General features: G+C 71.9%; 18 protein-coding genes. 11 read left to right on the forward strand and 7 right to left on the reverse strand.

Translation table 11 applies throughout. From position 1 onward, the window contains the following. Positions 1 to 284: 284 nt before the first annotated feature. Entirely contained in the window at positions 285 to 791 is a 507-nt protein-coding gene (locus IH50_RS0110770) for a MarR family winged helix-turn-helix transcriptional regulator (protein ID WP_030859844.1), read from the reverse strand. Between the two features lie 113 nt (positions 792 to 904). Between IH50_RS0110770 and IH50_RS0110775 the strand changes: the two genes are divergently transcribed. The 3 genes from IH50_RS0110775 to IH50_RS0110785 all read left to right on the forward strand — a co-directional run bounded on the left by IH50_RS0110775 (position 905) and on the right by IH50_RS0110785 (position 5,301). After that, positions 905 to 1,405, forward strand: coding sequence for a cupin domain-containing protein (locus IH50_RS0110775; protein WP_030859846.1), 501 nt, complete (start codon positions 905 to 907; stop codon positions 1,403 to 1,405). 431 nt (positions 1,406 to 1,836) lie between these two features. After that, on the forward strand, positions 1,837 to 3,627 hold the full coding sequence (locus tag IH50_RS0110780; protein ID WP_420709046.1) for an Ig-like domain repeat protein: 1,791 nt from the start codon (positions 1,837 to 1,839) through the stop codon (positions 3,625 to 3,627). Between the two features lie 399 nt (positions 3,628 to 4,026). Beyond that, positions 4,027 to 5,301, forward strand: a complete 1,275-nt coding sequence (locus tag IH50_RS0110785; protein WP_030859850.1) for a serine hydrolase domain-containing protein — start codon at positions 4,027 to 4,029, stop codon at positions 5,299 to 5,301. Between the two features lie 104 nt (positions 5,302 to 5,405). Here the strand turns inward: IH50_RS0110785 and IH50_RS0110790 are convergent, their stop codons facing one another. Both IH50_RS0110790 and IH50_RS0110795 read right to left on the reverse strand, forming a co-directional pair. Continuing rightward, the gene (locus IH50_RS0110790) at positions 5,406 to 5,831 is read right to left on the reverse strand and encodes a hypothetical protein (RefSeq protein WP_030859851.1); all 426 of its coding nucleotides are present in this window, start codon (positions 5,829 to 5,831) and stop codon (positions 5,406 to 5,408) included. Positions 5,832 to 5,956: 125 nt separating this feature from the next. Beyond that, positions 5,957 to 7,168, reverse strand: coding sequence for a pyridoxal phosphate-dependent aminotransferase (locus IH50_RS0110795; RefSeq protein WP_030859853.1), 1,212 nt, complete (start codon positions 7,166 to 7,168; stop codon positions 5,957 to 5,959). A 298-nt stretch (positions 7,169 to 7,466) separates the two neighbouring features. On the opposite strand from IH50_RS0110795, the gene IH50_RS0110800 reads away from it, so the two are divergent. Next, the gene (locus tag IH50_RS0110800; RefSeq protein ID WP_030859855.1) at positions 7,467 to 8,399 is read left to right on the forward strand and encodes a trypsin-like serine peptidase; all 933 of its coding nucleotides are present in this window, start codon (positions 7,467 to 7,469) and stop codon (positions 8,397 to 8,399) included. A 21-nt stretch (positions 8,400 to 8,420) separates the two neighbouring features. On the opposite strand, the gene IH50_RS0110805 is transcribed toward IH50_RS0110800, so the two are convergent. Continuing rightward, positions 8,421 to 10,031, reverse strand: a complete 1,611-nt coding sequence (locus IH50_RS0110805; RefSeq protein WP_030859856.1) for an N-acyl-D-amino-acid deacylase family protein — start codon at positions 10,029 to 10,031, stop codon at positions 8,421 to 8,423. Between the two features lie 9 nt (positions 10,032 to 10,040). After that, positions 10,041 to 11,312, reverse strand: coding sequence for an amino acid deaminase (locus IH50_RS0110810; RefSeq protein WP_030859858.1), 1,272 nt, complete (start codon positions 11,310 to 11,312; stop codon positions 10,041 to 10,043). 159 nt (positions 11,313 to 11,471) lie between these two features. Between IH50_RS0110810 and IH50_RS0110815 the strand changes: the two genes are divergently transcribed. The 6 genes from IH50_RS0110815 (at position 11,472) to IH50_RS0110840 (ending at position 17,493) form a co-directional block, all read left to right on the forward strand. After that, entirely contained in the window at positions 11,472 to 12,641 is a 1,170-nt protein-coding gene (locus tag IH50_RS0110815) for a sugar kinase (RefSeq protein ID WP_234328134.1), read from the forward strand. Continuing rightward, entirely contained in the window at positions 12,638 to 13,402 is a 765-nt protein-coding gene (locus IH50_RS0110820; RefSeq protein ID WP_030859862.1) for an IclR family transcriptional regulator, read from the forward strand. The genes IH50_RS0110815 and IH50_RS0110820 overlap by 4 nt, the downstream gene beginning before the upstream one ends. Continuing rightward, positions 13,399 to 13,809: a RidA family protein gene (locus IH50_RS0110825; RefSeq protein WP_030859864.1), complete on the forward strand. Its 411-nt coding sequence runs from the start codon at positions 13,399 to 13,401 to the stop codon at positions 13,807 to 13,809. Before IH50_RS0110820 ends, IH50_RS0110825 begins: the two co-directional genes overlap by 4 nt. A gap of 122 nt (positions 13,810 to 13,931) precedes the next feature. Beyond that, positions 13,932 to 15,419, forward strand: a complete 1,488-nt coding sequence (locus tag IH50_RS0110830; protein WP_030859866.1) for a GntP family permease — start codon at positions 13,932 to 13,934, stop codon at positions 15,417 to 15,419. Between the two features lie 84 nt (positions 15,420 to 15,503). Next, on the forward strand, positions 15,504 to 16,103 hold the full coding sequence (locus tag IH50_RS0110835; protein WP_030859868.1) for a hypothetical protein: 600 nt from the start codon (positions 15,504 to 15,506) through the stop codon (positions 16,101 to 16,103). Positions 16,104 to 16,170: 67 nt separating this feature from the next. After that, positions 16,171 to 17,493, forward strand: a complete 1,323-nt coding sequence (locus IH50_RS0110840) for an Nramp family divalent metal transporter (protein ID WP_030859870.1) — start codon at positions 16,171 to 16,173, stop codon at positions 17,491 to 17,493. Here IH50_RS0110840 and IH50_RS0110845 read toward each other — a convergent pair. After that, positions 17,490 to 19,730, reverse strand: a complete 2,241-nt coding sequence (locus IH50_RS0110845; RefSeq protein ID WP_030859872.1) for a serine/threonine-protein kinase — start codon at positions 19,728 to 19,730, stop codon at positions 17,490 to 17,492. The two genes, IH50_RS0110840 and IH50_RS0110845, sit on opposite strands and share 4 nt — an antisense overlap. Before the next feature lie 165 nt (positions 19,731 to 19,895). Further along, on the reverse strand, positions 19,896 to 21,599 hold the full coding sequence (locus IH50_RS0110850; protein WP_030859874.1) for a chitinase: 1,704 nt from the start codon (positions 21,597 to 21,599) through the stop codon (positions 19,896 to 19,898). A gap of 410 nt (positions 21,600 to 22,009) precedes the next feature. On the opposite strand from IH50_RS0110850, the gene IH50_RS0110855 reads away from it, so the two are divergent. Beyond that, the gene (locus tag IH50_RS0110855; protein ID WP_030859876.1) at positions 22,010 to 22,846 is read left to right on the forward strand and encodes a hypothetical protein; all 837 of its coding nucleotides are present in this window, start codon (positions 22,010 to 22,012) and stop codon (positions 22,844 to 22,846) included. The last annotated feature ends 12 nt before the right edge of the window (positions 22,847 to 22,858 follow it).

The following is a 22,858-nucleotide window of genomic DNA, read 5'->3' on the forward strand; positions in this document are numbered from 1 at the left end:
CGCACAGACCCCGCGGCCGGTCGCCACTCGGTTTGAGGATGCCCTGACCAGCGATCGTCACGCCACGACCGGCCGCGGAACACACCGGCGAGGCCCGCACAACGGCGTGCGGGCCATGGGGCCTGTCGTCCCCTCCCCGCCCGCCCCGGCGGTGAGACCGACGACAGGCCCTCGCCCATGCCGGGCCCGCGGGCCGGGGCCGGTCGCGTCGCGCGGCCCCTCGCGGAGGACGGCGGTGAGGAGGCCGGGCCGGCGAGCGCGATCGGCGGGCCGTCGGACGGTTCTTACGTGAGGGCCGTGTCGCCGAGGTTCTCCAGCACCTGCCGCAGGCTCCCGGCGGTCCTCTCGACCAGGTCGCGGTCCATGCCGTCGAGCAGGCGCGCGTAGTTCGTCAGAAGGTCGGCGAAGGCGGCCCGGGTGACCTCGTGGCCGTGCTCGGTGAGGCGGATCCTGACGGTGCGCCGGTCGCCGCCTTCGCGCACCCGCTCGACGAGGCCCTTGGCCTCCATCCGGTCGATGCGGTTGGTGATCGCTCCGGAGGTCACCATGGACGCTTTGAGGAAGGCCCCGGCGGTGAGGGTGTAGGGCGGCCCGGAGCGCTGCAGCGTGGTGAGCACGTCGAACTCGCCGTGTTCCACTCCGTGCGCGGCGACCGTGGCGGCGGCGGACCTGTCGATCACCCGGGCCAGCCGCTGGACCCGTGACAGGAGTTCCACCGGCCAGAGGTCCTCCACCACATCGGGGCGCTCCTGCGCCCACTGGCCGATGATCATGTCCACGATGTCGCTCATCCCCATCGCTCCTCTCTGTCCCTGTCTTCTCAACGTTAAGAGACTTGACGTTGAGGCATCCATGTTGTTTTATCTTAACGTTGAGATTATCAAGGTTGAAGGAGGAGCTCATCATGTCCGTGCCCCACACTCCGCCCGCGCCCGTGCTGACCCGTCGTGCGGACGCCGAGACCTGTTCCGACCCGAGCAGCGTGATGACCCTGCTGGCCGATTCGGACGCCGGCGCGGGCGGGTTCACGAGCTACCGGTCCACCTTCGCGAAGGGCGCGGCAGGAGCGCCGGCCCACTTCCACACCCGGGCGTCGGAGCTGTTCTTCGTGATCAGCGGCTCCCTGCGGGTGCTGGTGGGCGAGGAGGTCACCGTCCTGGAGGAAGGCGACTTCCTCGCGGTCCCGCCCCACACCCCGCACGCCTTCGCGGCCGCCCCGGACTGCGAGGCGGACGTCCTGTTCGTCTTCACCCCCGGCATGGGCAGGTTCGACTACCTGCGCCTGCTCGGCCGGGTGATGCGCGGTGAGGCCGACCCGAAGGAGATCGCCGAGTCGTCGGAGCGCTTCGACAACCACTACGTCGACAGCCCCGTGTGGCGTGCCGCCCTGGAGGGCTCCGCGTGACCGGCTCCGCGGCCCGGGTCCGGGTGGCCCGGCCCGCGGGGGACCGGGTCGCCGCGGAGCGGCTTCCGCGGGGAGGGCCCCGGGCTCGAAGTGCTCCGGCGGACCGCTGAACGGGTCCTGCCGGGGCCGGTCCGGCCCGTCGCGCCACCGCGGGACGCGGTGAGCCGCTCCGCGCCGGACGCCCGCACGACCCGCGGCGGCTCCCGGGCGGCGAGAGCGCGTACCGAGGACGACGGCGTTCTCCCGACGGTCCGTCGAAGGGGAAGCGGCCGCTCGCGGCAGGGCGGTTCCCGGGCCCGGGACCGGCCACCGGCGGTGCCGTTCCCGCGTGCGGCCGGCGCGGCGCCACGCCGACGGAAACCCGCCGCGACGCGCGGGGTGCCGGTGTACGCTCCCGATCTTGTACGACCCGAACGGCTGTTCCCCGTTCCATGGTTGGGGGGCGGCTTTCCTGTACGGGTCGCCGACACAGCCTGTGGGGGGCACAGTTGAATACAGCACGACGATCCAGACGTCTCGCGGCCACCGTTCTCGCCGCCGCACTCGCCGGAACCGGACTCACCGTCGCCGTCGCGCCCGCGGCGCACGCGGCCACCGCCGACGCCGTCGCCAAGCTGCCGTTCACCACGTACTCGGCGCTGGCCGTCGACAACGTCCACCAGCGCGTCTTCCTCGCCGACGCCGCCGTGGGCTCCAGCTCCAACGACGGCCAGATCGCCGTCTACACCTTCCAGGGCGAGCGGATCTCCCTCATCAGGACCGAAAACCACGTCTCCGGCCTGGCGCTCAGCGCCGACGCGAGCACGCTCTACGTCGGTGAGCGCTACCGGATCTCCGCGTACGACACCACCACGCTCGCTCTCAAGAGCACGGCCAACGCCAACAGCGACTACTGCGGGCGGGAAGTCGTCGTCGCGGGCGGTAAGCCGTACTACACCTCGCAGGTGGCCGACCCTCTCCCCCTGTGCTCCACGGCCACGTCCCACGTGGACGCGGTCGTCAACGGCAGCTGGCAGCGCACCGGCTGGAACGACTCCGGCAAGCTCCTGCTGGAGGGCGGCCCGAACGACACGTTCGTGATGGGCCAGGGGGTGCTCAACTCCTCGGCACCCAACCCGTTCGTCAGCGTCTTCGACGGCAGCGGACAGACCCCCGTACGGAACGCCACCCGCCGGTTCGCCGACAGCGCGGGCAACGGCGCCCTGAACCTGAAGGACATCGCCGTCTCCCCGGACGGCACGAAGGTCGCCCTCGCCGACGCCTCCGCCGGCACCCGGCTGCTGAACACCGGCGACCTGTCGGACGCCGCCGACGGCTACCGGGCCCTGCCCGCGGGCGCCACCGCCAGCTCGGTCGCCTTCAGCGGCGACGGAAAGTACGTCGCACGCGGCGCCTCGGCCACCGGCGCCACCCCCGACCTGCTGATCCAGCCCGCCGACCCGGCCGACTCGACCGCGCCGCTGGAGTTCGTCTTCGAGGGCAGCCAGGACGGCGACCGCGTCGTGCCGCGCGGCACGGAATGGTCCGCCGACGGTTCCCGGCTCTTCGCGGTCACCACCAACGCGGCCGGCAACCAGTTCTGGCTGCACATCGTCCAGCCCCCGGCCGTCCAGTACGACGTCCGCCTCGGTGAGACGCTGACCCACAGCCCCGCCCGGGCCGTCGTGGGCGAGCCGCTGTCGGTGCGGGGCCGGCTGGAACACGACGGACCGGCGCCCGCCGAGCCGCTGAAGGTCAAGGCGACCCGCACGGACGCGGACGGCACCCACGACCTGGGCACCTTCACCGTCAAGGAGGACGGCTCCTACACCGTCCTCGACGAGCCCGGCCTGATCGGCGACGCCACCTACACCGTCTCCTACCTCGGCGACCTCACCCACCGCCCGGCCACCGACGTCACCCACACCGTGTCCGTCGGCAAGGCGGCCAGCTCGATCACGCTCACCGCCCCGGAGGAGGCGTCGATGAGCACGGGCGTCCACCTCACCGGGACGTTCACCGCGCAGGGCAAGGCGCTGCCGGAGCGGGCCGTGCTGAAGGTGGAGCGCACCGACCGGAAGGGGAGCGGCACGCTGTCGTCGGTGACGGTCGCCGCCGACGGCACCTTCACCGTCGACGACCTGCCGCGCACCCGCAAGGAGACGACCTACACGGTGAGCTGGCCCGGCGACGACCTGCACGAGGCGTCCACGGCGTCGGCGACGGTTCACGTCACCCGCTGACCCCGCCGTTCCCGGGAGAGGTGCTCCCGGGAGGACCCGCGCCGGCCCGGCATCCCGGGCCGGCGCGGCTCGTTCCGGGACGCCGTCCGGCGCCGGGCGACGATCCGAGTCCCCGGACGACCCCCTCGGCGCGGGCGTCGGCTTGGGCCTCCCCGGCCCTCGACCGCGCGTATGCCGTGCGGGACCCCGTGAACCGGCGTCAACCGCGGTCCCCGGGACGGGGCAACGGGTGGAGGCGGCCTTCACGTCCCCTTCCGCGGCGGCCGGCTGTCCGCGCGTAGGTGGCCGGAGGCCGGTTTTCGATCGTTCCCCGGATGGATGTGAGGGCCATCCGTTTCCCCTGAGGATGATCTGGATCGATCATCCGTCAGTCCCGAAGGCGATTGAAAGGACAGGAAGTTGCGCATTGCCCGACTCCTCGGAGCCATCCTGGGCACCACGTTGCTGACGACCACCGCCGTCCTCACCCAACCGGCCGTCGCCGCCTCCAAAGGCTCCACGTCCCTGGACGGAACCGCGCTGCGCGACGCGCTGGACGCCGTCCACGAGGCGGGCATGTACGGCGTCTTCTCGTCCGTCCGGGACGGTGACGAGCGGTGGACCGGGGCGGCGGGGGTCGCGGACGTGGACACCGGCCGCCCGGTCACACCGGGCATGCGGCAGCGGGTGGGCAGCATCAGCAAGACCTTCACCGCCGTGGGCCTGCTCCAGCAGGCGGAACGCGGCCGGATCCGGCTCGACGCGCCTGTCTCCGACTACCTGCCGGACCTGATACCCGGGGAGCGCGGACGGCAGATCACCGTACGCATGCTCCTCAACCACACCAGCGGGATCGGCGACTACATCGCGGGCGCCTTCCCCTCCCTCACCCAGGGCTCGACGGCCAGCCTCGACGAGGAGCGCTTCCGCTCCGTCCGCCCGCGGGAACTGGTCCGGCTGGGCCTCGCGGCCCCCGCGACCGGAACCCCCGGCTCGGTGCCGGGCACGTACTCCAACACCAACTACGTCGTCGCCGGGCTCCTTCTGGAGAAGGTCACCGGCCAGAAGGCCTCCACGTACCTCACCCGCCACGTCATCGACCGGGCCGGGCTGCGCCACACGTACCTGCCGCGCACCCCGTACATCAAGGGCCCGCACCCGCGGATGTACGAGTCGTTCTACGGTCTGATCGACCCGCCCCGCGACTACAGCGTCTACGACATGTCGTGGGCGTACACGGCGGGATCGGTCGTCTCCACCACCGACGACCTCAACCGCTTCTACCGCGCCCTGCTCGGCGGGAAGCTGGTCGGCGCGGCGTTCCTCGACGAGATGACGCGCACGGTCCCCGTCTCCGGTATGGACTACGGTCTCGGCATCTACGCCCTGGACCTGCCCTGCGGACGCTTCTGGGGCCATGACGGCGCGGTGTTCGGGGCCGGCACGATCGCGCTGTCCAGCCGGGACGGCAAGCGTCAGATGGCCGTCGCGCAGAACCTGATGAAGTACCAGGAGCTCGACGAGAACGGCGTACCGCGGGTGCACCCGATCGACAACGCCCTCGGCGCGTACGTCGTCGGCGCGCTCTGTCCGGCCGAGGCCGGGGCGGCGAGCCCGGAGGCCCGCCGGGAGCGGCTCACGCGGCTGCCCCGCATCGACGACTCCCCGCTGACCGGCGGTGTCCCGGCCGTCTAGTCCCGCTCGCCGGCCGCCCGGCCGGGAGGAAGTGTGGCGCCCGGTCCGCGCGTCTCTGCGGGTGCGCGCGGACCGGGGCCGTCGGGGGGAGCCCGTGTGGGGGCTCAGTGGGAGGACGCGAGGGTGCGCGGCTGCAGGGCCGCGGTGTGCGCGTCCATCCGCTCGGCGGCGAGGATCGCCGCCGCCGTGTCGGCGCGGGAGGCGGCGACGACCAGGGCGCGTCCGGCGAGCGCGTGCGCCCGCCGGTGCAGGGCCGCCGCGTCCGGCGCGCGGCCCGTCGTGGCCGCCGGCGCGCGGGCCGGCGTACGTCCTCCCCGCAGGCGGGCGACCTCCCCGGCGAGCCGCTCGGCCGCGGTGTCCAGATCGGCCGAGGGTGCCGCCACGCGCAGCTCGTCGGTGACGGCGAGCAGCGCGGCGAGGTGCCCCGCGAGCTGGATGTCCAGCTCTTCCTCACGGGAGCGGTGGGGGAAGTCGTGGGGAGTGCCGGCCATCGTGCTGTGGACCGACTTGGCGCGGATCGGTTCGTACATGGATGGCCTCCTGTGGTGCAACAGGAAACCATCCTACCTTGGATTCAGTCTAAAGTTGAGTCGTTCGTAAAAGGTCGTCCGCGAGGAGGCCGCCCGTGTACGGGGGCTCAGCCCGCACGCGGGGCTCAGGACTGGCCGTAACCGTCCAGGAAGCGGGCGATCCGCCCGACCGCGTCCCGCAGGTCGGTCACCGACGGCAGGGTCACCACCCGGAAGTGGTCCGGCTCCGGCCAGTTGAAGCCGGTGCCCTGGACGACCATGATCTTCTCGCGGCGCAGCAGGTCCAGGACCATCCGCCGGTCGTCCTTGATCTTGAAGACGTCGGGGTCGAGGCGGGGGAACAGGTACAGCGCCCCCTTCGGCTTCACGCAGCTCACGCCCGGGATCTGGGTCAGCAGCTCGTACGCCACATCCCGCTGCTCGCGCAGCCGTCCGCCGGGCAGCACCAGGTCGTTGATCGTCTGGCGTCCGCTGAGCGCCGCGACCACCCCGTGCTGGCCCGGCATGTTTGCACACAGGCGCATGTTCGCCAGGATCGTCAGGCCCTCGATGTAGGAGTCGGCGTGGGCGCGCGGACCCGAGATCGACATCCAGCCCACCCGGTAGCCGGCCACCCGGTACGCCTTCGACATGCCGTTGAAGGTGAGGGTGAGCAGGTCGGGGGCGACGGAGGCGGTCGGGATGTGCCGCGCGTCGTCGTAGAGGATCTTGTCGTAGATCTCGTCCGAGCAGACCAGCAGGTTGTGGCGGCGGGCGATGTCCGTCAGGCCCTTGATGACCGCCTCGTCGTAGACCGCGCCGGTCGGGTTGTTCGGGTTGATGATCACGATCGCCTTGGTGCGGTCGGTGACCTTGCGCTCCACGTCGGCGAGGTCCGGCATCCAGTCGGACTGCTCGTCGCAGCGGTAGTGCACCGCCGTGCCGCCGGAGAGGGAGACGGCCGCCGTCCACAGCGGGTAGTCGGGCGCGGGGACGAGCACCTCGTCGCCGTCGTCCAGCAGGCCCTGCATCGCCATCACGATCAGCTCGGAGACGCCGTTGCCGATGAAGACGTGTTCGACGTCGGTCTCGATGCCGAGGGTCTGGTTGTGCATGACCACCGCCCGGCGCGCGGCCAGCAGGCCCTTCGCGTCGCCGTAGCCGTGTGCCGTCGACACGTTGCGGAGGATGTCCTCCAGGATCTCGGGCGGGCACTCGAATCCGAACGCCGCCGGGTTGCCGGTGTTCAGCTTGAGGATGCGGTGACCGGCCGCTTCCAGCCGCATCGCCTCCTCGAGCACCGGGCCCCGGATCTCGTAACAGACGTTGGAGAGCTTGGTCGACTGGATCACCTGCATGCTGGGAGCTTACGGCCCGGTATGGCCCTTCGGGCCGTGTTTTCCGCCACGTGAGACGCGTCGTTTCGGGTGGTTATGTCCGCGAGGCACATGCCTCCATCACCCCCGCACCGGCCCTCCCCTCCGTGACCCCCGCTTTCTCCCCACTTCCGGGCCATCCTGGGGCCCTTGCCGCGCCCGGGCACCGGTCGGAAACCAAGCCTTGCCTCCTCGTCGCCCCCGTGTTGACAATGCGCATGACAACTACGTGGGCGGCCTGGAGCTCTCCGGCCGCCCGACGCCGCAAGAGGGGACCCCCATGAGAAAACCTCTCGTCGTCGCGCTCTGCGCCCTGGCCTTCGCCGGGGCGGGCGTGACCCCCGCGGTCGCCGCCGCGCCTTCCCCCACGGGCGCGGACACGACCACGGACGCGGCCCCGACCACGCTGACGGATGTCGTCAACGGCGTGGTCGGGACCGCGGCGGACACCCTGTCCGGACTCACCGCGCCCCGGGAGGGCGCGGTGAGCTTCGCCGGCACGGTCTCGCTCAGCAACTGCTCCGGCTCCGTCGTCCGCATGCCCGGCTCGGCGGACGACGACCCGGCGCTCGTGCTCACCAACGGCCACTGCCTGGAGAGCGGCTTCCCCGCCCCCGGACAGGTCCTCGTCGACCGGGCGTCCAGCCGCACCTTCGGACTGCTGAACTCCTCCGGCTCCAAGGTCGCCACCCTGCGCGCCGACCGGCTCGTCTACGCGACCATGACCGACACGGACGCCGCGATCTACCGGCTGAACACGACATACGCGCGGATCAGGAGCGCGTACGGCATCGACGCGCTGCCCCTGAGCGGCACCCGCCCGGCGGCCGGTACGTCCATCAGCGTGGTGTCCGGGTACTGGAAACGCGTCTACAACTGCTCCGTCGACGGGTTCGCGTACCGCATGAAGGAGGGGAACTGGACCTGGAAGGACTCGGTCCGTTACACCTCCGCCTGCGACACCATCGGCGGCACCTCCGGTTCACCGGTCGTCGACGGCGCCACCGGCCAGGTGGTCGCCGTCAACAACACCGGCAACGAGGACGGCGAGCGCTGCACGGTGAACAACCCGTGCGAGGTCGACGAGAACGGGCAGGTCACGGTCCGCCAGGGCATCAACTACGCCCAGCAGACCTACCTCTTCCCCGCCTGCTTCGGCGTCGACAACACGCTCGACCTGAACGCGAGCGGCTGCGCGGTCCCCAAGCCGTAGAAGGCCGGTGAGGGCGGGCGGTCAGCGGGGAGTCCCGCGGACCGCCCGCCCCGCCAGCACGTCCGTGCGCCGCCCGTCCTCGATCACGAACCGCCCGTCGACCAGCACATGCGGGATGCCCGTCGGCAGCGTCCGGGGCTCGTCGAAGGTCGACCCCGCGGCCACCGTCCTCGGGTCGAACAGCACCAGGTCCGCCTTGTAGCCCTCGCGGACCAGCCCCCGGTCCGCCAGCCGCAGCCGCGCCGCCGGACGCGACGTCAGATGCGCCACGCACTCCTCCAGCGACAGCACCCCCAACTCCCGCACATAGTGCCCGAGGTAGTGCGGGAACGTGCCGTACGCGCGCGGATGCGGCTTCGCGCCCTGGAGGATGCCGTCCGAGCCGCCGGTGTGCACCCGGTGCCGCATGATCGCCCGTACGTTCTCCTCGTGACCGACGTGCTGGAGGATCGTCGGGGCGAGCCTGTCCTTCAGCAGCAGCTCCCGCGCCACCACCCAGGGCGACTCGCCGCGCACCCGCGCCGACTCCAGGACCGTACGGCCCACGTACTCACCCAGCGCCGGGTCACCGACACCCGAGATCTCGATGGTCTCCCACTCCACCGGCACGCCGTGGCAGCCGTCCGAGCCGGTGACCTCCAGGTGGTGCCGGATCCGCTCGGCCGTGTCGTCGTCCGCGAGCCGCCGCAGGATCTCCTCGGGCCCGCCCTCGCTCGCCCAGCTCGGCAGCAGCGCCACCAGGGTGGTGCAGCCCGGGGTGTAGGGGTAGGTGTCGAGGCTGATGTCGGCGCCGGCGTCGAGCGCGTCGTCGAGGAGGGCCAGCAGTTCGTGCGCCCGGCCCTTGTTCACGCCGAAGTTCATCGTGGCGTGCGCCAGGTGCAGCGGGCAGCCCGCCTCCCGCGTCAGCGCCACCATCTCCTCGTACGCCTCCAGCGCCCCGGCGCCGTAGGAGCGGTGGTGCGGGCAGTAGTAGCCGCCGTACGACGCCACCACCCGGCACAGCTCGGTCAGTTCGGCGTCCTTGGCGTACATGCCCGGCGTGTACGTCAGCCCCGACGACATGCCGACCGCGCCCTGCTCCATGCCCTCCGCGACCAGCCGCCGCATCCGGTCCAGCTCCTCGGGCGTCGCCTCCCGGTCCTCCCAGCCGACGGCGAGCGCCCGGACCGTGCCCTGCGGGATCAGGTACGCGGCGTTGACCGCGATGCCCCGGTCGAGCCGGTCCAGGTACTCGCCGACCGACCGCCAGTCGAAGTCGATGTCGTCGCCCGGGCCGTTCCACCCCGCGATCGCCCGGCGTACCTCACCGAGCGTGCGGTCGTCGACCGGCGCGTACGACAGCCCGTCCTGGCCCAGGACCTCGAGGGTGACGCCCTGCGCGGCCTTGGCGCTGTGGTCGGGGTCGCGCAGCAGCGCCAGATCGCTGTGGGCGTGCATGTCGATGAAACCGGGCGCCAGCACCAGCCCCTCGGCGTCCAGCTCACGGCGGGCCTTCGGGCGCTGACAGCCCGCGTCCGCCGCCTCCTTCACGATCGAGACGATGCGACCACCGTCCACGACCACGTCCGCGCGGTACGCATAGTCGCCGGAGCCGTCGACGACGTCCGCGTCCCGGATGACGAGCTCTTCCATGCCGGCCTCCTAGAAGAACGTACGGATGTAGTCGACCACCGTGCCGTCCGCCTCCGCCACGGGGATGAGCCCCCACTTGTCGAAGGACGTGCACGGGTGGGACAGCCCGAGCCCCACCCAGTCCCCGACCTCCAGATCGGCCTCCCCGGTGGTGCGCAGCCACGCGTGCTGGTCGGACAGCCCGGTCACCGAGATCCCGGTGGCCGGGCGCTCGCTCCCGTCCCGGCGCACCACCTGGGCGAACGGCAGATCGAGGTCGTAGGCCGCGTCCCGCTTGCCCGCGTTGGCGAACGCCTGCCCGTCGGACGGCCGCGACACCACCTGCGTCCACAGCCGGAACGCCGGCTCCAGCGCACCCTCCTCCGGGACCCGGTTGAAGGGGGTCAGCTCGCGGTAGTGGCCGTCGTCGTGCGAGACGTACGCCCCCGAGCGCAGCAGCTTCAGCACGGGCGCGGACAGCTCCGGGAGCCCGGCGAAGACGTCGGCCACCGCGTCGAACCAGGCGCTGCCGCCCGCGCTCACCATAATCTCGTCGAGCCCCGCGAACCGCCCGGCCTTGTCGAAGTCCACGGCGAGCGCCACCAGCCGCCGCAGCCAGGCCCGCACCCGACCCGGATCGGCCTGCGGCACCTCGCCCTCGTACCCGGCGACCCCGGCCAGCCGCAGCCGGCGCGCGCCTGCCACGGCATCGGCGACGGCGGCGCACCCGTCCTCCGTCCGCACACCGGTGCGGGCCCCCTCACCGGCGCCGAGCTCGACGACGACGTCCACCGGGCGGGAGGCTCCCGCCTCACTCAGGGCCGCGTCCATCAGCTCGACCCCGCGCACGGAGTCGACATAGCAGACGAACCGGAAACCGGGGTCGGCGTCCAGCTCGCGTGCGATCCACTTCAGGGCCGCCGCGTCCACCAGCTCGTTGGCGAGGAAGACCCGCCGGACCCCGAACGCCCGCGCCACCCGCACCTGGTGCGGAACGGCCAGCGTGATGCCCCACGCCCCGTGCTCGATCTGCCGCTGGAAGAGCTGCGGAGCCATGGACGTCTTGCCGTGCGGCGCGAAGGCGAGCCCGTGCCGGGCCGCGTACGTCTCCATCAGCCTCAGGTTGTGCTCCAGGCGCTCGGCGGAGAGCGCGAGCACGGGGGTGGTGAAGCCGTCGGTGAAGAGGTTGCGGCGCTGCGCGGCCAGCTCGCCGACGGTCAGCCCCTCGGCGTCCGGCGGGAGGCCCTTGAAGCGGTGGCCGACCCGTTCCTCGGTGAGGCGGGCGAGAGCGTCGAGGACCATCGGAACCTCCCTGATCATGCATGTTGCAGTACTTGCAACACCCATTGCGTATATCGCTTAACGCTGTCTAACATCTCGGCCACGTGCGGTCAACGGAGACCGCCCCACCCGCAGAAGAGAAGGAGTCACGCCGTGGACGTTGTCGCACTCGGCGAGTCCATGGTGACGTTCCTGCCCACCCGGCCGGGCCGCCTCGCCGACGTGCCGTCCTTCGACCGGGGCATCGGCGGCGCGGAGTCGAACGTGGCGTGCGTGCTCGCGGCGGCGGGCCACGCGACCCGCTGGGTCAGCAGGGTCGGCGCCGACGCCTTCGGCGACCACCTCGTCGAGGCGATCGGCGGCTACGGCGTCGACGTGTCCCACGTCCGCCGCGACCCGGACCGCCCGACCGGCATCTACTTCCGCACGGCCGGTGACCGCTCCACCGACGCCCACGAGGTCGCCTACTACCGGGCGGGCTCGGCGGCCTCCGCGATGACGGCCGCGAACCTCGACCTGGAGGCGGTACGCGCGGGCCGCGTCCTGCATCTGTCCGGCATCACGGCGGCACTGTCGGCCGACTGCCTGACCCTGATGCGCGAACTCACCGCCCGTCGCCCCGGCCGCCCCCTGATCTCCTTCGACGTCAACCACCGCCCGGGCCTGTGGCGCGACGCCCACGGCCCCGAGGTCCTCCTGGACCTGGCCCGCGGTGCGGACATCGTCTTCGTGGGAGAGGACGAGGCGGAGGAGGCCTGGGGCATCACAGGCGGCCCGTCCAAGATCCGCGAGGCCTTGCCGGAACCGGAAATCCTGGTCGTCAAACAGGGCGCCCACGCAGCAGTCGCCTTCTCCACTCCCGCGGGCAGTACTGCCGCCGGCCGCGGGCAGTCGTGCCGCTGGGGCGATGGGGGTCCCCCCGCTCATGGGGGTCCCCCCGCTCGAGCGAAGCCGAGAGTGGGGGAGAAGCCGAGAGTGGGGGAGGGTGGGCGCGACGGCACCTCGTCAGCGCCGGGCAGCGCGACCACCCCCCGCCCAGCCGCAGCACAGGGCACCTGTGAGCCCGCCCTCAAAGTCGACGTAGTCGCACCCACCGGCGCCGGCGACGCCTTCGCCGCCGGCTTCCTCTCCGCGACCCTCCGCGACCTCCCCCTCCGCGCCCGCCTCCGCCACGGCCACCTCACCGCCGCCGCCACCCTCACCACCCCCGGCGACCTTGCCCCGCCCCCACCCCGCGCCCTCGCGGAGCGCCTCGTCGCCCTCGACGACACCGCGTGGGGGAGACTGCGACTCGGCCCCGGCTGGACACAGGCCGACGAAAAGGCCGAAGAGGAGGCACGCACCCCATGAGCCAGACCGTAGACCGCGCCCTGAGCATCCTCCCCCTGCTCGCGGAGGGCCCCGCCGACCTCGGCCAGGTCGCCGACCGGCTCGGCGTGCACAAGTCCACCGCCCTCCGCCTCCTGCGCACCCTCCACGAGCACGGCCTGGTCTACCGCCAGTCCGACCAGCGCTACCGCCTCGGCGCCCGCCTCTTCGCCCTCGCCCAGGAGGCGATGGAGAACCTCGACGTCCGCGAGATCGCCCACGCCCACCTCGTACGCCTCAACGAGACCTGCGGACACACCGTCCACCTCGCCGTCTACGAGGAGAACGAGGTCCTCTACATCGACAAGGTCGAGAGCCGCTACCCGGTCCGCATGTACTCGCGGATCGGCAAACCCGTCGCCATCACCGTCGCGGCCGTCGCCAAACTCCTCCTCGCCGACCTGCCCGAACACGAGCGCCGCCCCCTCGCGGAGAAGCTCGACTACCCCATGTACACGCCCCGTTCGACACCCCACGCCGCCGCGTTCCTCCAGGAACTGGCCAAGGTGCGCGAACAGGGCTGGGCCACCGACCTCGGCGGCCACGAGGAGTCCATCAACTGCGTCGCCGCGCCGATCCGCGGCGCCGACGGCCGGGTGGTCGCCGCGATGTCGGTCTCCGCGCCGAACGTCGTCGTCACCGCCGACGAACTCCTCACCCTGCTCCCGCTGGTGCGCCGTACGGCGGACGCGATCAGCGGCGAGTACTCCGGCAGAACCCCAGTGAAGGACACCCCCGCATGACCGAGAAGACCGCGCTCACCCCCGCCACCCACACCACCCCGCCCGCGAAGTTCTCCCACGGCGTCCGCAAGGGCAACATCCTCCAGGTCGCCGGCCAGGTCGGCTTCCTCCCGCACGAGGAGGGCAAGGCCCCCACCCCCGCCGGCCCCACCCTGCGCGAGCAGACCCTCCAGACCTTCGCCAACGTCAAGGCGATCCTCGAAGAGGGCGGCGCGAGCTGGGACGACGTGATGATGATCCGCGTCTACCTCACCGACGTGGACCACTTCGCGGAGATGAACGAGATCTACAACGCCTACTTCGAGGAGCAGGGCCTCACCCAGCCGCCCGCCGCCCGCACGACCGTCTACGTCGGTCTGCCCGCCGGCCTCCTCATCGAGATCGACGCGCTCGCCGTCCTCGGCTGACCCGCGCCGCCCCCCACCGCACCGCCGTACGACGTCACGGCACGGCGTCCCGCACCCCTGGGACGCCGTGCCGCGATCCCCCCTGCCCGAAAGCCCCATGCCCTTACCCAGAGGACCCCCGCATGTCCCATCCGCTCCTCCCGCTCGCCGCCTCCGCACCGGCCGAGGCACCACCGCACACCGGAGGACTGCTCGTCCTCCTCGACGGCACGGCGGGTCTGCTGACCGTCGCCGCCATCGGCATCGCGCTGCTCCTCTTCCTGATCATCAAGGTCCGGCTCCAGCCGTTCGTCGCGCTGCTCGCCGTCTCCATAGCCGTCGGCCTGCTGGCGGGTCTGTCGGTCACCGAACTCTTCGGCACGGTCCAGCGGTCGGACGCGGTGTCCACCATCGAGTCCGGGATGGGCGGCATCCTCGGCCATGTCGCGATCATCATCGGCCTGGGCACCATGCTCGGCGCGATCCTCGAGGTCAGCGGCGGCGCCGAGGTGCTGGCGGGACGGCTGCTCGGCCTGTTCGGCGAGAAGCGGGCCCCGCTCGCGATGGGCCTCACCGGTCTGATCTTCGGCATCCCGGTCTTCTTCGACGTCGGCATCTTCGTCCTCGCGCCGATCGTGTACGCCGCCGCCAAGCGCTCCGGCAAGTCGATCCTGCTCTACTGCCTCCCCCTCCTCGCCGGCCTCTCCGTCACCCACGCCTTCCTGCCCCCGCACCCGGGCCCGGTGGCCGCCGCCGGACTGCTCCACGTCGACCTCGGCTGGGTCATCCTCATGGGCGTCGTCTGCGGTCTGCCGGCCGTCGCCGCCGCCTGGGTCTACTCCGCCTGGATCGGCAAGCGCGTCTTCGTCGCCGTACCGCAGGACATGGTCGAGGCCGCCCAGGAGGCCAAGGACGCCGTCGCCGCCGAGCAGCGCGCCTCCGGTGTCACACCGCGGGAGGCGCCGGTGCCGCTCGGCACGGTCCTCGGCATCATCGGTACGCCGCTGGTCCTGATCCTCGCGGCGACCTTCTCCTCGATCGCGCTGGACCCCTCCACCCTCCGCTCGGTCATCGAGTTCTTCGGCCACCCCTTCGTGGCCCTCACCCTCGCCCTGTTCCTCGCGTACTACCTGCTGGGCATCCGGCGCGGATGGTCCCGCAAGTCCCTGGAGACCGTCTCCACGTCCTCCCTCAAGCCGGTCGGCAACATCCTGCTGGTGGTCGGCGCGGGCGGGGTCTTCGGCGCCGTCCTCAAGGCCAGCGGGGTCGCCCAGGCGCTCTCGGACACCTTCAACGACGTCGGCCTCCCGGTGATCGTCCTCTCCTACCTGATCTCCGTGGTGCTGCGGGTCGCGCAGGGTTCGGCGACGGTGGCGATCGTGACGACGGCGGGCATCGTGGCCCCGCTGCTGGCCGAGGGCGACCACTCACAGGCGTTCGTCGCGCTGGTCATCATGGCCATCTCGGCGGGCTCGATCTTCGCCTCGCACGTCAACGACGGCGGCTTCTGGATGGTCGCCAAGTACTTCGGCATCAGCGAGCGGGACACGCTCAAGACGTGGACGGTGCTGGAGAGCGTGCTCTCCGTGGCCGGGTTCGTGGTCGCCGCCGCGCTCAGTCTCGTCGTGTGAGCCGTGGTGCCCATGTAGGCGTCTGATAACGAAGTTGGGGGCTGGCTGTGTCCGTCACAGGTTCGTCGACCATACTCCTGCGGTGTGGAGCAGCGCATAGGATCGAGCAGCCAGCCCCTGGAAGGCGCCGGATTCGACCCGGCATTCATCCCCGGGCTCACCTCGCCCGTGTCCGGCCGGGAGGAGGACGCGAAGGCGAAGCCGGAGGAGCCGGAGGACACGGCCCCGGAGGAGGACACGACTCCGGAACCGGCCCCCGAGGCGGAGGAGGACTCCGCCCCCGAGGAGCCGACGGCCCCCGACGGCCCCGTCTTCGAGGCGTCCGACCGCCGCGCCAAGGTGGTCGCCGACCACAGGGGCGTACGACTGCGCCTGGACGACCAGGAGTGCGAGTTCCGCTGGGACGAGATCGGCGCGGTGGAGACGGAGACCGCCCGTTTCGGCAAGCGTTACACGCTCACCGTCCACACCCCGGACCGCCGCTGGTACCCGATCGAGGTCGAGGCCCCGTCCCGCGGCAGCTTCGCGGAATGGGACACCGCCCTGGACGCGGTCCTGGACGCGTACTTCGAGGACGGCGAGGAGCGGTCCGAGAAGGACGACCGGCCGGACGAAGCGAAGGACGAAGCGAAGGCCGACGCGGAGGACAGCGGGGACGACGGCGACGGAACCGACGCCGACTAGGCACATCGGGTGAAGATCCGCGCACGCCCTCTTGTCCCCCCGGCCGCCATGGGCTTTCTTGACCCCCATGGCGGACACCACGGGCAACACCAGAGACGTAGGCGTACCGGACGGGGCCGACTCGGCTCCCCGTAAGTCCAGTTGGCGTTACATCGGTCCCGGCATCGTCGTCGCCGCGACCGGTGTCGGCGCCGGCGACCTCGTCGCCACCCTCATCGCGGGCAGCAACTTCGGCTACACCCTGCTGTGGGCGGCGATCCTCGGCTGCCTGGTGAAGATCTCCCTCGCGGAGGCGTGCGGACGCTGGCACCTGTCCACCGGCCGCACCCTCTTCGACGGCTGGGCGAGCCTCGGCCGCTGGACGACCTGGTTCTTCGCGGTCTACGCCGTGATCTGGGGCTTCGTCTACGGCGCGGCGGCGATGTCGTCCAGCGCCCTGCCGCTCCAGGCCCTCTTCCCGGACGTGATGGGCCTCGAATGGTGGGGCATCGCCTGCGGCCTGGTCGGCCTGGTCTTCGTCTGGTTCAACAAGTACGACGTGTTCGAGAAGGTCATGACGGTCCTGGTGGGCGTCATGTTCGTCGTCACCGTCTACCTGGCGATCCGCGTCACCCCCCACCTCGGCGACGCCTTCGCCGGCCTCCTCCCGGTCCTCCCGGACGAGAAGGACTCGGTCCTCAACACCCTCGGCCTGATCGGCGGCGTCGGCGGCACCATCACGCTGGCCGCGTACGGCTACTGGGTCAACGCCAAGGGCTGGACGAACACCGGCTGGATGAAGGTGATGCGCCTGGACAACCGGGTCGCCTACGCCACCACCGGCGTCTTCGTCATCGCGATGCTCCTCGTCGGCGCCGAGCTGCTGCACTCGGCGAACATCGCGATCGCGAGCGGCGACAAGGGCCTGATCCAGCTCGGCGACATCCTGGAGGAGGAGTACGGCACGGCCACCGGCAAGCTCTTCCTGATCGGCTTCTTCGCCACCTCCTTCACCTCCCTGATCGGTGTCTGGCACGGTGTGAGCCTGATGTTCGCCGACTTCCTTGCCCGGCAGCGCGGCGAGCGCGAGGCGCGGGGCGACGAGCTGGCCTCCGGACGCCGCGAACGCTCCTGGGCCTTCCGCGCCTACCTGCTCTGGCTCACCTTCCCGCCCGTCGTCCTGCTCTTCCAGGACGAGCCCTTCCGCCTGATCATCATCTACGGCGTCCTGGGCGCCGCCTTCATGCCCTTCCTCGCCCTCACCCTGCTCTGGCTCCTCAACTCCTCCCGCACGCCCCGCGAGTGGCGCAACGGCCCGCTGAGCAACGGCATGCTCGCGATCGCGGGCCTGCTGTTCCTGGTCCTGTGCGTGAAGCAGGTCTGGGACCAGCCGTGGTCGGAGTTCTTCTAGTCCGCGCGACGGTAGACCGACGGAGGCTGGTCGTCACCGAGCACGGTCACGGCCAGCTGGTCGGCGCTCTTGAGCCGCAGCGTCTCCGTGTTGCCGTCCTCGCACTGGTCCTCCGGTTCCGCGACCGTGACGACCGGCGGGCCGAGCCGCACCCCCGTGCCGGTGGCGTCCACCACGACGCTCTCCCACTCGCAGTGGTACGCCGCCCCGTCACCGGTCCATTTGGCCACCACCTCGCCGTAGGCCCCTTGCTCCAGCACGAGAGACATGCTCTCGCCGGAGTCGGGGCCCTCGCGCTTCCAGGTGCCGAGGAAGGGTTCCGGGATGGGGGTGTCGGACGGTTCGGTCCTGGTGAGGATCGCGGTCTCGCCGCCGTCGCCGCTGGTCCAGGTGATCGAGCCGTCGTCGCCCAGGCGCAGGGTCTGCTCGCCGCCGTCGGTGCAGCCGGACTCGGGGATGCTGGTGACCGCGCGGGACTCCAGCACCATCAGGCTGCCGAACGAGACGAGTTTCCCGGCGCCGGTGCACAGCACGTCCTCGAAGGAGTTGAACGTCGTCGCGACGTCCTCGCCCTCTATGCCCTGGGTGATCGTGATGCGCCGGAGCGATCGCACGTTCCCGTCGGAGTCCTTGCCCTGGCCCTGCCAGGTGCCCAGGTACTCGTCGGCGATCGCGCCCTCGATGGAGGCCGAGGGGGCCGGGCCCGAGGAGGTGTCCTCCTCGTCCTGGGTGGGGTCGTCCGCGGGTTCTCCGGTGTCGTCGTCGGCGGGCTGCCCGGAGCCGTCCGTCCTCCCGGCGCTGGTGTTCCTGCCGTCGTCCTTGTCGTCGCCCAGGTTCATGGCGGCGTACGTGATGCCGCCGGCGAGCAGGGCGACGGCCAGGGCGACGGAGCCGACGACCAGCCGGGTCCGCCTGCGGGCCGCCGGGGCGGGCGCGGGGGCCGGCGCCGGAACGGGGTCCCCGAACACACCGAGCGGCGGCGCGACCGGTGTCGGTGCGGGCGCCGGGGCCGGGGTGGGGGCGGGCGCCGGGTCCGCGGCGGGCGGTGCCGGGCTCATGGCGGCCGGCCTCGGGTCCACGGCGGGCGGGTCCGCAGCGGGCGGCGGGACCGGGTCCGGCATGGGCTGCGGAGTGGCCGGCGCGCCCGTCGGCGGCGGGGCCGCGGGCGGCGTCGAGGGCGGAGCGGAGGGCGGCGTCGCGGGCGGAGCCGCCGACGGGACCGGCGGCGCCCCGGGCGGTGGCGGGGTGGCCGCGGGCGGCCCGGTGACGGGCATCGGCGGCACGGTCGGCGGTGCGGCCGGAGGCGCGGGGACGGCCCGGGTGCCCGGTGCCTCCGAGTCCAGCAACCGGGCCGCCCTGCGGCCCAGTTCCGCGATCAGGCCGGCCGGCAGCCACGGCTCGGTGTCCGCGCTCGCCGCGTCGGCGGCCGTGCGCTCCACCAGATCGGCGGGCGTCGGCCGGGCGGCGGGGTCCTTGGCCAGGCAGTCGCGTACGAGTTCCGACAGGCCCTCGGGCAGCCCGGTCAGGTCCGGCGGCTCCTGCGCGATCCGGTACATCACCGCGTGCATCCCGCTGTCCGACGAGCTGAACGGCTGGCGCCGGGTCGCCGCGAAGGCCAGCACCGAGCCGAGCGAGAAGACGTCGCTGGCCGTGGTGAGCGGCTCGCCGCGGACCTGCTCGGGGGACATGTAGCCGGGCGAGCCGATCACCGCGCCGGTACGGGTCAGCTTGCCGTCGGCGGTCACCGCGTCCAGCGCGCGGGCGATGCCGAAGTCGATGACGCGCGGCCCGTCGATCGTCACCAGGATGTTCGCCGGCTTGAGGTCGCGGTGGACGAGTCCCGCCTCGTGGACGGCGGTGAGCGCCCGGGCGAGCCGGTTGGCGAGGATGCGCACCGACCGCTCGGGCAGCGGCTCCGGCCGTTCGGCGATCACCTCGTGCAGCGAAGGGCCGGGGACGTATCCGGTGGCGACCCACGGCGACTCGGCGTCGGTGTCCGCGTCCAGCACGGGCGCGGTCCACTCGCCGCCCACGCGCCGCGCGGACGCGATCTCCTGGGCGAAGCGCCTGCGGAACTCGGGCTCCGACGCGAGTTCGGAGCGGACGAGTTTCACGGCGAGGGTGCGGCCACCGGCCGAACGGGCCAGATAGACCTCGCCCATGCCGCCCGCGCCGAGGCGGGCGAGGAGCCGGTAGGGGCCGATACGTGACGGGTCGTCGGGTCTCAGCTCATCCACGGGCCGATCCTCGCACAGCGGCCGCGCCGGGAGGCGTACGGAGACGTATCGGTTACTTCCGTATCCCGCTCGTGACCTGCGGTCTCCGGCCGGGCCGCCGGGCATCGCGCGCATCGCCCCCGCCCCACGCGGCCGTGGGGCGGGGGCGAGGGCGGTCCGGACCGGTTACGGCAGGGCGTGGACGTGCGGGCCCACCGCGCTGGACCAGGCGTTACCGGCCGTGGCGTCCCAGTTCGTGGACCAGGTCATCGCGCCCCGCAGGGACGGGTAGGTCCGCGACGGCTTGAAGGTGCCGCAGCCGGTGCCCCTGGTGAGGCAGTCCAGGGCGTTGTTCACGACCGACGGGGAGACGTAGCCGCTGCCCGCGCCCCTGGTCGAGGCGGGCAGGCCCAGGCCGACCTGGGACGGGTCGAGGCCGCCCTCGAGCTGGATGCAGGCGAGCGCGGTCAGGAAGTCCACCGAGCCCTGGCTGTAGACCTTGCCGTCACAGCCCAGCATGGAACCGCTGTTGTAGTACTGCATGTTGACGACCGTGAGGATGTCCTTCACGTTCAGCGCGGTACGGAAGTACGAGCCGGACGTGGACTGCATGTCGATGGTCTGCGGTGCCATCGTCAGGATCATCGACGGGCCGGCCTTCGCCGACAGCGACCGCAGCGCCTGCGTCATGTAGGTCGGGTTGAGACCGTTCTCCAGGTCGATGTCGACGCCGTCGAAGCCGTACTCCCGCATCACGGAGTAGACCGAGTTCGCGAAGTTCGCCGCGGAGGCGGAGTCGTTCACCGAGACGGTGCCCTTCTCGCCGCCGACCGAGATGATGACCTTCTTCCCGGCCGCCTGCTTGGCCCGGATGTCCGCCTTGAACTGGTCGACGGTGTAGCCGTTCAGGCCCGCCGAGTCCAGGTTGAAGGTGACGGCGCCCGGTGTGCCGGTGGCGTCGGCGAAGGCGACCGCGATGATGTCGTACGCGGACGGGACGTCGGAGATCCGCTGCACGGCGGCGCCGTTGTCGAAGTTCTGCCAGTAGCCCGTCACCGCGTGCTCGGGCAGGTCCCCGCCGGTGTCCCCGCCGCTCTCCCTGGTGCGCGCCGACACCGCCGTCGACTTCGGCGACTCGCCCGCCGCGTTGGTGGCGGTGATCTGGAAGGAGTACGAGGTGGCGGCCGCGAGCCCGGTCACGGTCGCCGAGGTGCCCGACACGGCCGTCACCTTCGTGCCGTTGCGGTAGACGCTGTAGCCGGTCGCCCCCGACACCGCGTTCCAGGCCAGCGACACCGACGAGGCGGTCGTACCGGAGACGGTCAGTCCGCCCGGGGTGCCCGGGACCGTCGGCTCCGGGTCTCCGCCGCCGCCCCCGTCGGGGCCGAACACCGAGAGGTCGTCGGCGTAGTAGGGGGCCTGGCCGTACCAGCCGTGGGTGTAGACCGTCACCGAGGTGGTGGAGGAACCGGTGGAGAAGCTGGTCGAGAGCTGCTTCCAGCTACCGGAGTCCGGGGTCCAGGTGGACACGTCCGTCGTGCCGGTGCCGGTGACGCCCAGGTAGGTGTATCCGCCCTGCACCCAGCCGCTCAGCCGGTAGGTGGAGTTGGGCTTCACCGCGACCGTCTGGGAGCAGCGGGCGTTGTCCTGCCCGGCGGGCGTGGCCTTGAGCGCGGCCGTGCCGCCGTGCACCGGGGAGGAGACGGTCGTGCCGCTGTTCGCCGAACAGGTCCAGTTGCCCAGGCCCGCCTCGAAGCCGGCGTTCCTGGCGTTGTTGACGTCCGCCGCGGACGCCTGGCCCGCTCCGGCGAAGGTGAGGGCGAGGGCGGAGACGACGGCTGATGCCCAGACGCGTCTGCTGCGGCCGGGCGTTCCTGGTGCGCGGTTCACTGGGGCCTCCGGTGGGGGAGAAGGGTGGGGGAGAGGGGAGGAGGGACTCGACGGTGGCCACCGTGTGCAGCACAAGGTGGTCCAGACCAATCCGGTTGTCAATAGGTCCAGACCAAAAACGACCAGTGAACCGGCCCCGCGGCATCATCCGGCGTCAAGGCGATGCACAGGACCTCCACCCGTAAGGCCCGATCGAGACCGGCGAGATGATCGACCTGCCCCGTTTTGGCGCACCTTGTGCGCCGACGGTTGCCGTTCGGCTGCTCAATCGCTGTTCTCCGGCCACCGGCCCGCGGATACAGTGCTGAGGTAGTCACGCAGTGAAGTCGTCAGGGTGTACCGGAGTAACGGCCGGTGGGCCGAGGGGCCTGGGGGAGAACGGGGAGCCGCGCGTGCCAACTGCCATCGCCGTGACCGGCGCCGACATGGCGCTGCCGGCCCAGGACGAACGAACCCTGCCCGCCGTGGTGCTGCGGGACGTCGACACCCGCCCGCTCGAACAGGTCCTGACCGAACTGCAATTGATCATCGAGCACCACGGTCACGTCATCGTCGTCTGCTCCCGGGCCACCCCCGTCACCGTCCAGCGCCGCCTGCACACCCTGCGCTCCCTGCTGGAGAGCGACCGGATAGCCCTCTTCCGCCCCGATCTGCCACCGCTCGGACTGGCCGTCCTGGCCCGCCAGTTACGGCAGCTCGCCTCCTGCGACCTCAGCCCCGGCGTCCTCGCCTCCGCCGGCCGGCTGCTGATCCACTACCTCCACTCCGGGGCCCTGCTCGGCTCCGTCGCCCGCCTCGACCGCGTCCCCGTCGACCTGAGGCAGCACGCGAAGTCCTGGATGCCCGGCAGCCAGTTCGCCGTACTCGCCCACCCGCAGCCGCAACTCGTCCGCCTCGGCCCCGAAGCCTCCCTCGCCGGACCCGAGTTCGGCACCTGGATGCTCGTCGCCAAGGGCCACCTCCAGTCCGACTGGGTCACCACCACCCTGGCCCCCTCCTGGAAGGTCCAGGGCCTGCGCGAGACACCGCTCCCCGCCGAGTCCCCCGACTGGTGGGGAACCGGCAAGGTCATCGAGTTCTGCACCTACCTGCCCGACCTGTCCGTCCTGTACCAGCTCGTCACCTCCGTACGGCGCGGCGTCTGCCACTGGTGCGGCATCGACGTCATCGGCGACCGGTGCGTGTTCTGCTCCGCCGTACCACCCGCCCCCGAGGGCACGCCGGCCCTCACCCGGGGCCGTACCTGACCCCGCCCGACC

Source organism: Streptomyces sp. NRRL S-37 (assembly GCF_000721605.1).
Taxonomy (GTDB): Bacteria; Actinomycetota; Actinomycetes; order Streptomycetales; family Streptomycetaceae; genus Streptomyces.

Excerpts from the sequence above, each read along its gene's own strand:
- IH50_RS0110770 (WP_030859844.1), bottom strand. The coding sequence starts at position 791 with ATGAGCGACATCGTGGACATGATCATCGGCCAGTGGGCGCAGGAGCGC.
- IH50_RS0110775 (WP_030859846.1), top strand. The coding sequence starts at position 905 with ATGTCCGTGCCCCACACTCCGCCCGCGCCCGTGCTGACCCGTCGTGCG.
- IH50_RS0110780 (WP_420709046.1), top strand. The coding sequence starts at position 1,837 with ATGGTTGGGGGGCGGCTTTCCTGTACGGGTCGCCGACACAGCCTGTGG.
- IH50_RS0110790 (WP_030859851.1), bottom strand. The coding sequence starts at position 5,831 with ATGTACGAACCGATCCGCGCCAAGTCGGTCCACAGCACGATGGCCGGC.
- IH50_RS0110795 (WP_030859853.1), bottom strand. The coding sequence starts at position 7,168 with ATGCAGGTGATCCAGTCGACCAAGCTCTCCAACGTCTGTTACGAGATC.
- IH50_RS0110800 (WP_030859855.1), top strand. The coding sequence starts at position 7,467 with ATGAGAAAACCTCTCGTCGTCGCGCTCTGCGCCCTGGCCTTCGCCGGG.
- IH50_RS0110805 (WP_030859856.1), bottom strand. The coding sequence starts at position 10,031 with ATGGAAGAGCTCGTCATCCGGGACGCGGACGTCGTCGACGGCTCCGGC.
- IH50_RS0110810 (WP_030859858.1), bottom strand. The coding sequence starts at position 11,312 with ATGGTCCTCGACGCTCTCGCCCGCCTCACCGAGGAACGGGTCGGCCAC.
- IH50_RS0110815 (WP_234328134.1), top strand. The coding sequence starts at position 11,472 with ATGGTGACGTTCCTGCCCACCCGGCCGGGCCGCCTCGCCGACGTGCCG.
- IH50_RS0110820 (WP_030859862.1), top strand. The coding sequence starts at position 12,638 with ATGAGCCAGACCGTAGACCGCGCCCTGAGCATCCTCCCCCTGCTCGCG.
- IH50_RS0110825 (WP_030859864.1), top strand. The coding sequence starts at position 13,399 with ATGACCGAGAAGACCGCGCTCACCCCCGCCACCCACACCACCCCGCCC.
- IH50_RS0110830 (WP_030859866.1), top strand. The coding sequence starts at position 13,932 with ATGTCCCATCCGCTCCTCCCGCTCGCCGCCTCCGCACCGGCCGAGGCA.
- IH50_RS0110840 (WP_030859870.1), top strand. The coding sequence starts at position 16,171 with ATGGCGGACACCACGGGCAACACCAGAGACGTAGGCGTACCGGACGGG.